This window comes from Paenibacillus sp. NFR01 (genome assembly GCF_900111565.1).
Classification (GTDB): domain Bacteria; phylum Bacillota; class Bacilli; order Paenibacillales; family Paenibacillaceae; genus Paenibacillus_AQ.
Genome location: NZ_FOIK01000001.1, coordinates 1,239,192 through 1,253,409, shown reverse-complemented (window position 1 = coordinate 1,253,409; position 14,218 = coordinate 1,239,192). Strand labels below are relative to the sequence as shown.

11 protein-coding genes are annotated in these 14,218 nt (G+C 55.0%); 8 read left to right on the top strand and 3 right to left on the bottom strand.

The annotated features are described in order from the left end of the window. Positions 1–468 precede the first annotated feature (468 nt). A complete protein-coding gene (locus tag BMW84_RS05670) occupies positions 469–2,181 on the top strand; it encodes a proline--tRNA ligase (RefSeq protein WP_091065374.1) in 1,713 nt (570 codons plus the stop codon). A gap of 200 nt (positions 2,182–2,381) precedes the next feature. Next, entirely contained in the window at positions 2,382–4,745 is a 2,364-nt protein-coding gene (locus BMW84_RS05665; RefSeq protein WP_091065372.1) for a type IA DNA topoisomerase, read from the top strand. Between the two features lie 169 nt (positions 4,746–4,914). Here the strand turns inward: BMW84_RS05665 and BMW84_RS05660 are convergent, their stop codons facing one another. Next, positions 4,915–5,649: a DsbA family protein gene (locus BMW84_RS05660; protein ID WP_091065370.1), complete on the bottom strand. Its 735-nt coding sequence runs from the start codon at positions 5,647–5,649 to the stop codon at positions 4,915–4,917. A 246-nt stretch (positions 5,650–5,895) separates the two neighbouring features. On the opposite strand from BMW84_RS05660, the gene BMW84_RS05655 reads away from it, so the two are divergent. After that, positions 5,896–6,324, top strand: coding sequence for a GNAT family N-acetyltransferase (locus BMW84_RS05655; RefSeq protein ID WP_091065367.1), 429 nt, complete (start codon positions 5,896–5,898; stop codon positions 6,322–6,324). A gap of 75 nt (positions 6,325–6,399) precedes the next feature. On the opposite strand, the gene BMW84_RS05650 is transcribed toward BMW84_RS05655, so the two are convergent. Both BMW84_RS05650 and BMW84_RS05645 read right to left on the bottom strand, forming a co-directional pair. Next, complete coding sequence (locus tag BMW84_RS05650) at positions 6,400–7,152, bottom strand: HAD family hydrolase (RefSeq protein ID WP_091065364.1); 753 nt, start codon at positions 7,150–7,152, stop codon at positions 6,400–6,402. A 44-nt stretch (positions 7,153–7,196) separates the two neighbouring features. Continuing rightward, positions 7,197–8,114 (bottom strand): ArsR/SmtB family transcription factor, encoded by a 918-nt coding sequence (locus BMW84_RS05645; protein WP_091068104.1) that lies wholly within the window; start codon positions 8,112–8,114, stop codon positions 7,197–7,199. A 134-nt stretch (positions 8,115–8,248) separates the two neighbouring features. On the opposite strand from BMW84_RS05645, the gene BMW84_RS05640 reads away from it, so the two are divergent. From BMW84_RS05640 to BMW84_RS05620, 5 genes are all read left to right on the top strand, one after another. Next, positions 8,249–9,427: an MFS transporter gene (locus BMW84_RS05640; protein WP_091065362.1), complete on the top strand. Its 1,179-nt coding sequence runs from the start codon at positions 8,249–8,251 to the stop codon at positions 9,425–9,427. Positions 9,428–9,675: 248 nt separating this feature from the next. Continuing rightward, positions 9,676–10,401: a phosphonate ABC transporter ATP-binding protein gene (locus BMW84_RS05635; protein ID WP_091065360.1), complete on the top strand. Its 726-nt coding sequence runs from the start codon at positions 9,676–9,678 to the stop codon at positions 10,399–10,401. 35 nt (positions 10,402–10,436) lie between these two features. Next, positions 10,437–11,717 carry a hypothetical protein gene (locus tag BMW84_RS05630; protein WP_091065357.1) on the top strand — a complete coding sequence of 427 codons (1,281 nt, stop codon included), beginning with the start codon at positions 10,437–10,439 and terminating at the stop codon, positions 11,715–11,717. Beyond that, positions 11,714–12,412, top strand: coding sequence for a response regulator transcription factor (locus BMW84_RS05625; protein ID WP_091065355.1), 699 nt, complete (start codon positions 11,714–11,716; stop codon positions 12,410–12,412). Before BMW84_RS05630 ends, BMW84_RS05625 begins: the two co-directional genes overlap by 4 nt. Beyond that, positions 12,409–13,836 carry a sensor histidine kinase gene (locus tag BMW84_RS05620; RefSeq protein WP_091065350.1) on the top strand — a complete coding sequence of 476 codons (1,428 nt, stop codon included), beginning with the start codon at positions 12,409–12,411 and terminating at the stop codon, positions 13,834–13,836. Before BMW84_RS05625 ends, BMW84_RS05620 begins: the two co-directional genes overlap by 4 nt. Positions 13,837–14,218: the final 382 nt, after the last annotated feature.

Here is a 14,218-nt window from a genome sequence, read left to right as displayed (position 1 = left end):
AACGTCCTCTCAAATGCTTATTCATATATTCGGTAAATCGGTATAATAATTTCATATGAAAAACCAATATTTAAAAAAATTTATTTACGAACAGCCAAAGGAATGTAAGCGGATACAGTGCTTGACGTATCTGGAAATATCGATTAGATTGGAAAGCAGATTGATATAGCAACAGCGTTGACCATGGACCTGCATGATTCGGATATCGCCAGAACAGAGAGAGAACCCGCCGGCTGAAAGGTTCTTCGGCCCGCGATGAATAAGCATCCTGCCTTGGAAGCTGCAGCACGGATTATATCCGGTATGCTGCCGGTCCCGGCCGTTATCCGGACAGAGGACTGTTAGGTAAGATCTGACGGTTGAAAAAGGGTGGTAACACGGCGCATTCGTCCCTGACGAATGCGCCTTTTTTGCGTTTGCTGCCTGATACTTCGCGAAGCATGGTCATTTAGAGAGGGGAATGGTTTTATGCGTCAAAGCCAAATGCTGCTGCCAACATTAAGGGAGGCGCCGGGTGGTGCCGATACAGCGGGACATCAGCTGCTGCTCAGGGGCGGTTACATCCGCCAGCTTGCGGCAGGAATTTACAGCTACCTCCCGTTAGGCCGGCGTGTGCTGCGGAACATCGAGACGATCGTCCGCGAGGAAATGGAGCGCGCAGGGGCACAGGAACTCCTTTTGCCGGCGCTGCAGCCTGCAGAGCTGTGGAGAGAATCCGGCAGGTATGAGGTGTACGGCAAGGAGCTGATTAAGCTTCAGGACCGCCACGAGCGGGACTTTGTGCTGGGCCCGACCCATGAAGAAACCATCACTTCGCTGCTCGGCGGCGATATTAAGTCCTACAAGAAGCTGCCGCTCATGTTGTACCAGATTCAGACGAAATTCCGCGACGAACGGCGTCCGCGCTCGGGTCTGCTGCGCGGCCGGGAGTTTCTGATGAAAGATGCCTATTCTTTCGATTCCAGCCTGGAGGGGCTGGATGAATCGTACCGCCGAATGTACGAAGCCTACTGCCGCATCTTTGAGCGCTGCGGGTTGGATTTCCGTCCTGTGCATGCCGATGCCGGCGCAATCGGCGGCGAGGGAGGCAGCCATGAGTTCATGGCGCTCTCCGCGATCGGCGAAGACACTCTGGCCGTCTGCCCGGCATGCGCCTATGCGGCCAATCTGGAGAAGGCCGCTGCTGTGGTACCGCCAAAAACAGTGGCGGACGGTGCCTTACCGCCTGCAGAAGCCTTTTCGACGCCGGGATCGCGAACGATCCCTCAGCTCGTAAGCGAGTACGGACTGCGCGCCGAAGGAATCATCAAGACGCTGGTCTACGAGGCAGACGGGCAATATGTTGCCGTGTTGGTGCGCGGCGATCATGAGGTTAACGAGATCAAGGTCAAGAATGCGCTTGGAGCGGTAAACATCGCACTGGCTTTGCCGGAAGCCGTACAGGAGCAGGCCGGGATGGAGAACGGTTTTGTCGGACCGGTAGGCTTGAAGCTGCGCATGCTGATTGATGGAGCTGTAGTGGCAATGGCCGAAGGCGTTACCGGTGCCGGCCGCAAAGATTACCATCTGCGTCATGTGGTGCCAGGCCGTGATTTTGCTATTGAACAGGTTGGAGATTTCCGCAACCTTGAAGCCGGCGAGATTTGCCCGGAATGCGGAGCGGGTCATATCCGTTTTGAAAGGGGCATCGAAATCGGGCATGTCTTCAAGCTGGGGACCAAATATAGCGCCAAGCTTGGCGCAATGTTCCTCGATGCGACCGGTGTGAATACGCCGATGATCATGGGCTGCTACGGCATCGGCGTCTCCCGTTTGCTGGCGGCGGTAGCGGAGCAGCGGCTGAACGACGATGGCGTAGTCTGGCCTTCGGGTTTGGCTCCGTATCATGTGCATCTTTTGCCAGTATCCGTTAAAGACGGGCAGCAGTTGGTACTGGCGGAGCAGCTCTATATGGAACTAACAGGACGAGGTTTCGACGTGCTGCTGGACGACCGGGACGAACGCGCCGGAGTCAAGTTCAAGGATGCCGCGCTGATCGGTTGTCCGGCGATGATCGTTGTCGGTAAAGATGCGGCCGAGGGTAAGGTGGAATACACCGACCGGAGGACTGGAATTCGCGAAGTGCTGGAAACCTCAGAAGTTATCGAGCGAGTGGCAGCGTCCATGTCCCCGAATCATTGAGTGGACGGACCCGAAAGATAGAGAAAACGATGGCAACTTGTATGCTTAGGAAGAACTGGAGATGCAATTACTTTAAAAGTGCGGAGATGCACAAGCCATTTTTCGCTTCTCTGGTCCTTGGCGAGCCGGATGCGGTTTATAGTATAATAGAATACTGGACGCATTTTGGAAGACCGATAGAAGGCTAAGGAGCGATTGTTTTGAAGACACTTATCATTGCGGAAAAACCGGATATGGGACGCAACATCGCGGCCGCAATTGAGCCGAAGGCTAAAAATCACCGCTCTTATCTCGAAGGGGAGCAATACATCATTACCTGGGCGATCGGGCATTTGATCGGTCTGGCCGAACCGGACGCCTATGATCCAAAATACAAAAAGTGGAACATCGGCGATCTCCCGATCATTCCCGAGCATTTCAAGCTGGTGCCGAATCCGCGGACGGTGGATCAGCTTAAAGTGATCGGCGAGCTGGCCAAACGCTGCGATCTGCTCGTCAACTCGTGCGACGCCGGGCGGGAAGGACAGCATATTTTTTCATTGATCCAGCGGCATTTGAAGCTGAGCCAGCCGGTGAAACGGCTGTGGATTTCGGACCTGACGCCGGAGACGATCCGCAAAGGCTTTCAGGAGCTGAAGGACGGTTCGGAATACGAGAATCTGACCAAGGCGGCAAAAGCGCGCAGCGAAGCGGATTGGCTGATCGGCATGAACGGTTCGCGGGCGTTTACGACCAAACATCAGGTGCTGCTGTCGGTGGGACGGGTACAGACGCCGGTGCTGGCGCTCATTTATGACCGGCAAAAAACGATCGAGTCGTTTGATTCGCTGAAATATTTTGAGGTAGAAGGCCAGTTTGCGCAGGGAGATACGGCGTACAAAGGGCTCTGGCAGGGAGACCGCCTGACGGAGCGGGACAAAGCGGAAGCCATTGCCGCCAAGGTGAAGGGCCAGCCCGGTCGGATTGCATCCTACGAGGTGAAGGATACGCGGGAGTTTCCGAACAAGCTGTATGACCTGACGCTGCTGCAGCGGGAAGCGAACGGCAAATATTCGTTTTCGGCCAAAAAAACGCTGGATCTTGCCCAAGCGCTCTATGAAAAGCATAAAGTGATTTCGTATCCGCGTACCAATTCGAACTATGTCACCGAGCAGAATATTCCGGAGATGCACAAGACGCTTTCCTCGCTGCAAGGCGGGAACTACGACGAATGGGTACAGGGCGCCAGCCGAAATCTCGTGCATACCGGCAATAAATATGTGTGCAATCCCGCAAAAGTCGAGGATCACCACGCGATTCTGCCGACGCCGCGCAAGGCCAGCGGGCTGAGTCCGGACGAAGCCAAGCTGTATGATATGATCGTCCGGCGTTTTCTGTCGCAGTTCTATCCGGCGGCGGAATACAAAGTCCATACCGTTCTGACCGAGGTGTTGGGCGAAACCTTCAAAACATCGGTCAAAGAGCTGCTCAGCCTGGGTTGGAAGGTCATTTACGCCGACCAGAACTCGAAAAAGGACAAGGCAAAGGCCGCGAAGGGTAAAGGCAAAGAGGACGAAGAGGAAGAAGAAATCGAGGTCAATGAACCGTTTTCGCTGAGCCGCACCGAAGGCGTGACCTGCCGCGACGCAGAAGTGAAGGAGAAGGACACGCAGCCGCCGAAGGCCTACACGGAAGGGACTTTGCTCAAGGCGATGGAAAGCGCAGGCAAACAGATCGAAGACGAAGAGCTGCGCGATGCGATGAAGGAATCGGGACTTGGCACGCCGGCGACCCGCGCGGCGACGATCGAACGGCTCAAGAATGTCGGATACATCGAAATGCAGGGGAAAAAGATCGTCATTACGCAAAAGGGGCGCACCGCCATCGAACTGATCCGCGGCGCCGGCGTGGAGCTGCTGACCTCGCCGGAGATGACCGGCCAGTGGGAACGCCGGCTCAACCAAATTTCGCGCGGCACGGCCTCCGATCTCCAGTTCATGGAGAACGTCAAGCGATTCGCGACGATGATTGTGGAGAAGGTCCGCGTGCAGTCGCGCGCGGACAAAACCTCTTTTGAGGGCGACGCTCCGCAGGCGCGTCCTCGGGGCGGGGCGCGCGGCGAAGCGGGCGCCGCGCGCAAGGGCACGGCCGCGAAGGCGCCGGGGCGCCGGGCGGCCGGAGCGGAGGCCGGCGGCTCAGGTGCCGCCGCCGGTTCCGCCGTCGCGGCGCGTAGCGCAGCCGCGACGGAAGGCACGCCCGCGGCAAAGCCCCCGCGGGCGCGCCGATCCGCAGCCGCGCCGGAGGCGGACGCGGGGCCGAAGGTGATCGGCCCCTGCCCGCGGCCCGGCTGCGGCGGAGCGATCTTTATGGGCCGCAAAGGCTACGGCTGCTCCAACTACAAAACCGGCTGCGGCTTCGTCATCTGGAAGGAGACGCACGGCCGCACTTTGACCGACGCGCAGGTTAAAGCGCTGCTCGAGAAAGGCAAAACGGGCAAGCTGAAGCTCGGCGGTCCCGGAGATGACGCCGCAGAAGGCAAGCTGGTGCTGGCCGACCGCAGTACCGGCCGGCTGGAAGTGGAATAGCCGGGCAAAGGAATCGGGGCCGTTAAACGAAATGGGCGGATTTAAAGGGAGAAAATCCCGCTAATTACTTCGGAGATTGGTTCTCCGGGAATTTTGAATTACAAAAGAAGCGTACCCGATGATGACTTCTCATTACGGATACGCTTCTTTTTTGTACATGCTGCAATTCCTATTGTTCCAGCTGCGCGTCAATCGCTGCAGTTAGGCCTTCATAGGAGGAATCCTTCAGCAGCACGCCGTTGACCATAAACTTCGGTGTGCCGTTGACGCCGTACGCGCCGGCGATTTTGAAATCTTCTTTGACGTCGTACATGTACGTATGATTGGTCAGGTCCTGTTCAAACTGGGTGTAATCGATGCCTTCGATATTTTTCTTCACAAAATTCAGGATGAATTTCTGTGTAGCCCAAATCTTGCTCTCGTCGCCCTGATGATCGTACAGCTTATGTACGTATTCCCAGAACTTCTCGTTGCTTTGGTGATAGATGGCTTCTCCGGCGCTGGCGGCCAGGTAAGAATCGCGGTCGATGAAGGCGAAATTCATGAAGTAATATTCGGCTTTGCCGGTATCGACATAATCCTTGATGAAGGTGTCCATATACGTGGCGGTCCATTTTTTGCATACCGGACATTTGAAATCGGCGAATTCAATAACCTTCACTTTAGCTCCGGCGTCGCCCAAATGCGGCTGCTTCTCGTACTTCAGGCCGTCAACGACAATCGTGCCTTTGACATCCGTGTAGTTGGGCAAGTTCTCCAGCGCGGCGTCATCCTTCGAGTTAGCCCCAGTCCATACATACAGCAGCAAGCCGAGCAGCACGACGACTGCGATACCCAGCACCATCGGCAGCAGCATGCGGTTATTGCTTTTGTTGCTCCGTGCAGGATCGGATTTTCTGTTCATTTGTAACCTCCCGCAATGATCGAAATCTACTCGAACATTATAAGCATCGCAATGTTGTCTGCCTATGCTTTTTGTAACAAAACAGGACATTCTTAGAAAATTAGGAGCTGCGTCTTAGTGAGTATGGACCACGGTAGCTTCGAAACAGCAGCACCGTGGTTCTGGCCGTTCCGCTAAACTCCTGTCATGATTAGGGCAATCGGTAATCGATGAAGCCGGATTTAGAAGGGAACGGGGGCAAAAAGGATGATTAGAAAAGCCAAACCGGAGGATGGGAAAAAGTTATCCGAACTTTTGAGCCAGCTGGGCTACCCGGACACCGAAGTCTTCATGAAAGCAAAAATGGAGCGGCTTCTTGCTGACCCGAACGAAGAATTAATGGTCTATGAAGAGGCAGGACAAGTGGTTGCCTGTATTTCGTTGCATTATATCCCGCAGCTGGGCTTAGAAGGCGACATTGCTTCGATCAGTTATCTGGTTGTGGACGCTTCGATCCGCAGTAAGGGAGTCGGTAAGAAACTAGAGGACTATGCTTCTGCCTCCGCCCGAAAAAGAGGATGTGACCGCATTCAGGTTCACTGCCAATCCAGAAGAACCGACGCCCATCGCTTTTATGAGCGGCAGTGCTTTACGGAGGCGCCTAAGTATTTTTCGAAAAGTTTATTGGATCATTGACGAAAAAAGCGACAGCCCAAGACTTTGTTTCCCGTCCTTAGCTGTCGCTTAGTCAATAGTTGGAGAAAGCGATTGTCACCCGTGGTGCTTACGTCTGGATGCGTTCCGGATGACCGGCAGCACTTCATACAACGCATTGATGGTTGTTACGGCATGTTTGCGTTCATGCTGCAGTTCAATGAGATTATAGAGCCACTCGTTTTGCTGCTTCAGATAAATGCTGTGAATGCCGGCCGTTAAAGCCGGAAGCACGTCGGTACGCAGGGAGTTGCCGATCATCCAGGTCCGGGTCCGGTCGAAGGACAGGGCGGAGAGAATGCCCTCCAGCGCTTCGACGTTTTTGTGCTGCCGGATATAAATCCGTTCGTTGAAATAACTGTCGAGCTTCATTTGCTCGATCTTGCGCCGCTGGATCGTGTCGTCACCGCCGGTGTAGAGGTACAGGTCATGCCCATCCTGCTTGAGCGCGTCCAGCGTCTCCACCATACCCGGATAGGCTTCGATCTCCTGATCGTAGACGGACAAGCCAAGCTTCATCAGCTGGCGTTCTTCGAACGGATCGAAGGCCCGGCCGTATTTTTCGCAGAAAAAGCGGTAAGTGGCAATCAGCGATTTCGGAAAATTGTCGCTCGCCAGCCCGCTTGCGTTAACCGTTTCCACGTCGATCTCCACTTGCTTGGCGCGCACTTCACCGGTTGTCAGTCCGGTATCGCCGAACCATCCAGCCATCAGCTCGAAATATTGCCCCAGGATGAGGTCAAAATACTTGTTGCAGTGCACCAGGGTGTCGTCGAGATCAAAAATCACTTGCTGCGGCAAATATTTCATGTTCTTTCACTCCTGTCTCTCTATGTCTCTAAAGAATACTTCAATTATATACGAATATAGGACTCCAGGAACATCTGCAGTTCCGAAGCGCCATCCGTGCGGATGCTGAACCTTTCGTTGCCTTCGCCGCTTAAGTGGATCCTCAGCAGTCCGGCAACGCGAAGCGTGAGCAGATGATGCATCAGCATTTCGCTGGACTGGTGCAGATCGGACTGGATCTCCCACAACGTCTTCGGCTCATCCGCCAAATAACGCAGCAGCCGCAAGCGCGTCGGATCGGAGAGAGCTTTGGTCATGCGCAGCAGCACGAGCGGCGGCTCCTCTTCGTTATCGGTGGGAACCTCCACGGGATACTGGATAATCATGAGCGTGGTGTAGAAGCAGTACGTATTCAGCGGACGGTTATGAACGGTAGGGAGCAGGACGACGGTTTTCAGATCGGGAATGTCCTCCAGAACCACGCCGCCGGAAGCGAATTCGATCAGCGCTTCGGGGTCCATCTTGCTCTCGAGCATCTTTTTCTCCGCGGCGTCTTCGATCAGCAGGGCCAGCATCTTATGCTCCACATGGCGAAAATATTGCTCATACCATAGGCGCAGCAGCGGAACATAGCCGCTCTTGATGCGATTACATTCGTCCAGCGTAATATCCGGGAAAAACGGCGTCGAGCGCAAAAAGCAGTCCTTAGGACTGCATGCCTCCAGCTCATCCAGAAACTGCGTCACCTTGGACGCGGGACCGCGGCTGTAAGCCCAGGCATACAGCACATCGTAATCGCTGAACGGCCAATCGGCCGCCTGGCGGAGCGCCAGCACCTGCTGCGGAGGAATGCGGTTGTCCAGGTCGCGGACCCACTCATGCCCGATGTCCAGGTTGGAGACCCATTTTCGCGTTACATATAACATAAAACTGTCCAGCAGTTCATAAACAGGCGAAACGTCAATTTTCAGTTCATAGCTCACGAAAGCTTTACACCCCTTCGGATTTCCTTGCTTCAATATATTATCTCTTGTTTTGAAGAGGGTTGTCTACTATAATGTTCCGTGTTTGCCATTTGGCGTAAGGTTCTCAAAGACATAATGTAGGAGGAAAAAAATTGTCCGACCGGCAGGGACTTTCGCATGCAAGCGAAAGCCGTACACACTATTTCATTCTGATTACTGTCATAATCGCCGCAGGCCTCAGCCAAGGGCTTCTTCTGCCGGTATTATCCATTCTGCTGGAGCAAAAAGGAATTTCCTCATCGCTGAACGGCTTGAACGCCGCCGCTTTATATCTCGGTTCCTTTGGCATGACGCTGATTGCGGAGCGGGTGCTCGGCGCGCTCGGTTTTAAAAAACTGATGGCCGCCGGCATTGCGCTGGTGCTGGTGACGCTGGTTCTGTTTCCGCTGTTTCCCGGCATAAAGATCTGGTTTTTCCTGCGTCTATTGATCGGTATCGGCGATTCGGCCATCAACTACGCCGCACAGCTCTGGGTGCTGCTCATGGCCCCGGCGGAGCACCGGGGGCGCAATCTGTCGTTGTACGGCATGTCCTACGGCCTGGGTTTTAGCCTCGGCCCGGTCGGCATCAGCCTGCTGCGGTTCGGCCAGCCGGCTCCGTTTATCGTGCTCGCGGTCTTGTTCGCGCTCATCCTGCTGTTGGTGGGGATCAAGTTGCCGGATTCGCATCCGGATAAGGTCGAGCACGGCGAAAGCCAGGCGCGCCGCTTCGGGCGCAGCTACAGCCTTGCCTGGTATGCGCTGATTCCGGCGCTGCTTTATGGGTATATGGAAGCAAGCCTGAACAGCAATTTCCCGGTTTACGGCCTGCGCATCGGCTTTACCGCCGATCAGATTGCGGTGCTGCTGCCGTTTGCCGGCATCGGCGGACTGCTGCTGCAGCTTCCGCTCGGCATCTGGAGCGATCGGTACGGACGCAAGAATATCCTGATTATGGCCGGTACCGCGGGTGGAATCGCGTTTATGCTGCTGCCGCTGGCCGGTAACCATTTTGCTGCGACGTTTGTCCTCCTCATGATCGCCGGCGGACTGGTCGGGTCCTTTTTTTCGCTCGGCCTCAGCTTTGCCGCCGATATTTTGCCGCGCAATCTGCTGCCCGCTGCGAATGTGGTTTCTTCCTTCCACTATAGTTTAGGGAGCATCATCGGCCCGGGAATCGGCGGACTTTTGCTGCAATTCGGCTTCGGTGGCGGCGTGTTCGCGCTGCTTGGAGGTTTTTATATTTTATTCGGTTTGACGGGGTTATTATTCTCGCCACAGCGGCGGATTTGAGGTAAGATTAGTATTGTATGCAAGAGAACGAATGCTCGTATGGAATTTGAATTCGATTTCGGAGTAAACTACAAAAAACTTATATAGATTGAACTTGATACTTGGGAGCAACTGAGGGAGCGCGAAGGATGTTTGGAACTGTAGGAGCGCAAGCGATTGCCTTTGAAACAATCCATAGCTGCGACCGGTTCATTGCCCCAACTTTTCAATTCAATTTATATAAGACCAGACAAAGAGAGGCTTAGACGATGATTACAGTCGAACATTTGGCCAAAGCGGTGGGAGAGGACAAGCTGCCTGTGCTGCAGGATATCGGCTTCCAGCTGGAAGAAGGCGAGTTCGTCGTGCTGCTTGGCGGCAGCGGTACCGGCAAGTCGACCCTGCTGCGCTGTTTGGCCCTGAAGGAATCGTGGGACCGGGGAAATTTCAGGGTAGACGGATTGGATATTATGAAAAACGCTTTCGCCGGCAAACGAAAAATCCGCCGCGAATGGGCGTATCTGGAGCAAAATGCCGAGCTTAACCCGAACCGCACCGCGCTGAAGAACGTACTGATCGGGCAGTCTTCGCAGACGCCGCTCTGGCGCATGGTGACCGGCATGGTGCGCTCGGATGATTATATGGGCGCGATGGACGAGCTGGACGCGCTCGGCCTGCTGGACAAAGCCAAGCTGAAGACCGGTAACCTCAGCGGGGGCGAACGCCAACGCGTGGCGATCGCGCGGGCACTGGTGCATGGCGCGAAGGTCATACTGGCCGACGAGCCGGTTACGGGCCTTGATCCGAAGACGGCAGAGGGCGTGCTCGACACGCTGCGCCGGTTGTGCAAAGAGACGGGATTGATCGTCATTACCGTCATCCCCCTGGAGCTCGCGGAACGTTATGCGACGCGGCTCTGGGTGCTGGAAGACGGCAGAATCAAACATGACGTAAAGGGCCGACGGCTGACTTCGCAGGAGCGCCTGCACCTGTAGCGGCATCGCCCGGGAACTGGGAAAGAGTGATGAAGATGAACTTACGGTTTGTATCACGACTGGCGGCGGGGAGCCTGCTCCTGTCCGTATTATCGGGCTGCACCTTCATCAGCGATCCGGTTTCGCGGATGAAATCGCCGCAGCTGTCCGCCGACAAAGCTTCGCTGAGCAAGGCCATTACCTCGATGATTCCGGCGGGATCTTCGCTGATCCGGCCGGAAAGCGACGACGACAGCTCGATTTTTACCGTGGATTTGGATAACGACGGCACGCTGGAGACGCTGGTTTTTTACCTCACCAAGAATGAAGCGGTGGTCATCCACGGGATGATTCTCGAGAAAAGCGACGACGGCTGGGTGAAGAAGCTGGTGTTCGACGGCGATGGCACGATGCTGGATTCGGTGAATCTGGTCGATGTAACGGGCGACGGCAAAACGGACATCGTGGCCGGTTATTCGCGCGGCGACGCAAAGGGCATGGTCGTATACCAATATAATGGCGGCGAGCTGGAGGAATTGCTGACCCAGCCGTATACCAAATATTTAATCGATGATTTGAACGAGGACGGGATCGAAGATATTACCGTGGTCTATTTTCAGCGGAATGATTTTTCGACCATTACGACATATCAATATAATGACGGCTTCAAACCCCTGGATGAAATGGATGATCTCGATCCTTACTTTAATAATTATTACAATATTGTCTCAGGAAAAGTCGCCGAGAATAAAGAAGGTATAGTTCTGGATTCCGCGGTGGATTCCCGCTCCGCTTATTCGACGATGGTCGTGATGGAGAACAACAAGCTGCGCGTCGTCGTGCCCGGCGATGCCGGTACGTTCAAGGACCGGAAAATCGTCAGCGAGGACATCGACGGTGACGGGATTATCGAAATCGGTCAGCTGGAGGCGCCAAGCGGCTGGGAGTTTTTCGATCCGGAGAGCATTCCGTATTTCAACGCCTATTACAAATGGGACGGCAAAAACGGGTTGACCTTCAGCTCGCTGCAGTATCGTGATCCTTCGGACCGGTTCGTCATTAATTTTTCGCCGGACCTGTACCGTAAAATTACGGTGGATACGAAATCCGTGCTGGATAAATCGCTGAAGTTCGTGAACGCCGAAACCGGGGAAACGGTGGCGGAGGTTGCGTTTTTCTCGCAGACGGAGTGGGATCGGGTGAAGGGTGCGGGCTGGACGATGCTCGGCCGGGACCTGGACCGCATTATCGGCTACCGCGGAGCGCTGGAGCAGAGTACGAACGGGGGAGAGGACAGCCTGGTGTTCCCTCCGGGTGGAAAGGAAGGAATTCGATGAGTAAAGTTCTGATCTTGGAGGATGAAGAATCCATCCGCAGTTTTATCGTCATTAACCTGAAACGCAACGGGTTTGAAGTGCTGGAGGCCGGGGACGGCAACGAAGCGCTGCAGAAGCTGAGTACCCATCCCGACATCGATATCGCCCTGCTGGACGTCATGGTGCCCGGCATCGACGGTTTCGAGGTGTGCCGGCGTATACGGGAGAGCAACGAACGGATCGGGATTATTTTTCTGACCGCTAAAGTGCAGGAGCAGGATAAGGTATACGCGTTGTCCGTGGGCGCGGACGACCATATCAGCAAGCCGTTCAGCCCGACCGAGCTGATTGCCCGCATCCAGTCGCTGCTGCGACGGGTCAATGTCCACCGTGAGCAGGTTGCGAAGGTGTCGTTCCAATCGGGGCCTTTTACGCTGGATTTAATCTCGAAGCAGTTCAAGCGCGGCGGGGAAGCGATCGAGCTGACGCCGACCGAGTTTTCGCTGATCCAATTTTTCCTCGAAAAAGAAAACACGCCGCTTAGCCGCGACCTTCTGCTTGACCATGTGTGGGGCAAGGAGTATATGGGCGATCCGAAGATCGTTGACGTCAATATCCGCCGGCTGCGGCAAAAAATCGAAAACAATCCGTCCGAGCCCGAATATCTGCAAACCGTCTGGGGCCACGGATATAAATGGAAAGGTCAGGGACAATGATCAAGAAGGGGATGCGCAGACAGATTGTACTGCATTATATACTGGTGGTCTTTGTAGCGCTTCTCCTCGTCGAGGTCATCTTTCTGCTGGCGATCCGCACCTATTACTACGACAGTGTCTACAGCAAAATCACGACGCAAATCGCTACGGCGGAGGACTACTTAAAATACAAGTTCACGGGCGAGCGTTCGCCGCATCAGATGCAGGAGCTGCTTAATTTCTTTGCACTCGACAATACGGAGCTGCAGGTGTTGACCACCAAAGGCGACATCATCACCAGTTCCACGGGATTCCAGCCGGACCGCACGATTACGACGAGCGATGTCAGCGAAGCAGTGGGCGGGAGCGTCGGCCGCTGGGTCGGACGGCAGGCGGGGACGAACGAAAGCGTCATGGCCGTCTCCAAAATGCTGCATATCAACGGCCGAGAAACGTACGTGCTGCGGTATTTGACTTCCATGGAGCGGATCAACAAGGATCTGCTGAACCTGACGCTGGTCTCCGTCGGCATCGGCGCGGCGGTCATGACGATCGTCGTCCTGTTCAGCTTCGGATTGGCCAACTCGATCGTCAAACCGCTCAACAACATCACCGCCGTCTCGGCGCAAATGGCGAAAGGGCGGTTCACGACCCGGATCAAAGGCGACTACAAATACGAGATCGGCGATTTGGCCAATACGCTGAATTATATGGCCGAAGAGATTGTGCGCAGCAACCAGATCAAAGATGATTTCATTTCTTCGATTTCGCATGAGCTGCGGACGCCGCTGACCTCGATCAAAGGCTGGAGCGAAACGCTGATCTCCGGCGGCTACGATCCGGAAGAGACAAAGCTCGGAATGGGGATCATCACCAAGGAGAGCGACCGGCTGATCAGCATGGTCGAAGAGCTGCTGGACTTCTCCAAGCTGCAGCAGAACGAGATGAAGTTGTCCATCGGGTTCGTCGATATCCGTGCGCTGCTGCAGGAGACGACGCTCAACATCTGGGCTAAGGCCGAGAAGAAGCGGATTCATCTCGTGCTCGAATGCGAAGACACCATCTTTGTGAAAGGCGATCCCAACCGCCTGAAGCAGGTGTTTCTGAATCTGGTCGACAATGCCGTTAAGTTCTCTCCGGAGGACTCCAGCATCGTCCTGTCGGCGCAACGGCTGAACGCGAAGGAGATGGCGGTTGTCGTCCGTGACAGCGGCATCGGCATCAGCGAAGCCCATCTGGCGCGCGTGAAGGACCGTTTCTTCCAGGTCGATGCACTGAACGGAGGCACCGGCTTGGGTCTTGCGATCTCGCAGCAGATCGTTGAGCTGCACGGCGGCAAGCTGGAGATGTCCAGCGAGCTGGGTCAGGGCACGCAGGTTACGGTCGTGCTGCCGCTCACCGATGAGATGCCGCCGGCGGGTCCGGCGCTGCAGGATATGATGTGATGTAGGGTAAGCCCCGACTCTCCGTGAATCGCGGAAGGTCGGGGCTTTTTGCTGCGGAGAGGGCCCCGTAACCCCGAACCCCGCAACTCAAATTCAGAAACCTCAGCAACCAAGGGCCCAGCTTTCAATCTGCTTCAGCGGTCACAATGTCACTGCTTTATCTACCCACAGATGTTGTTACGGACCTGAGAGCCGTTATTTTCCAATAAACGCGCGTTTACCGATTCTAACGGACCTGAGAGCCGCTATTGCTGCTATAACACGCAAATATGCATCGATTTGCCGAGAATAAGGTCTCTCAGGTCCATTACTTTTCAAAAAAGCCCGATTTGTTGAAAATAACGGCGCTCATGTCCGTTACGCAGGCGGGGTTCGAAGGATT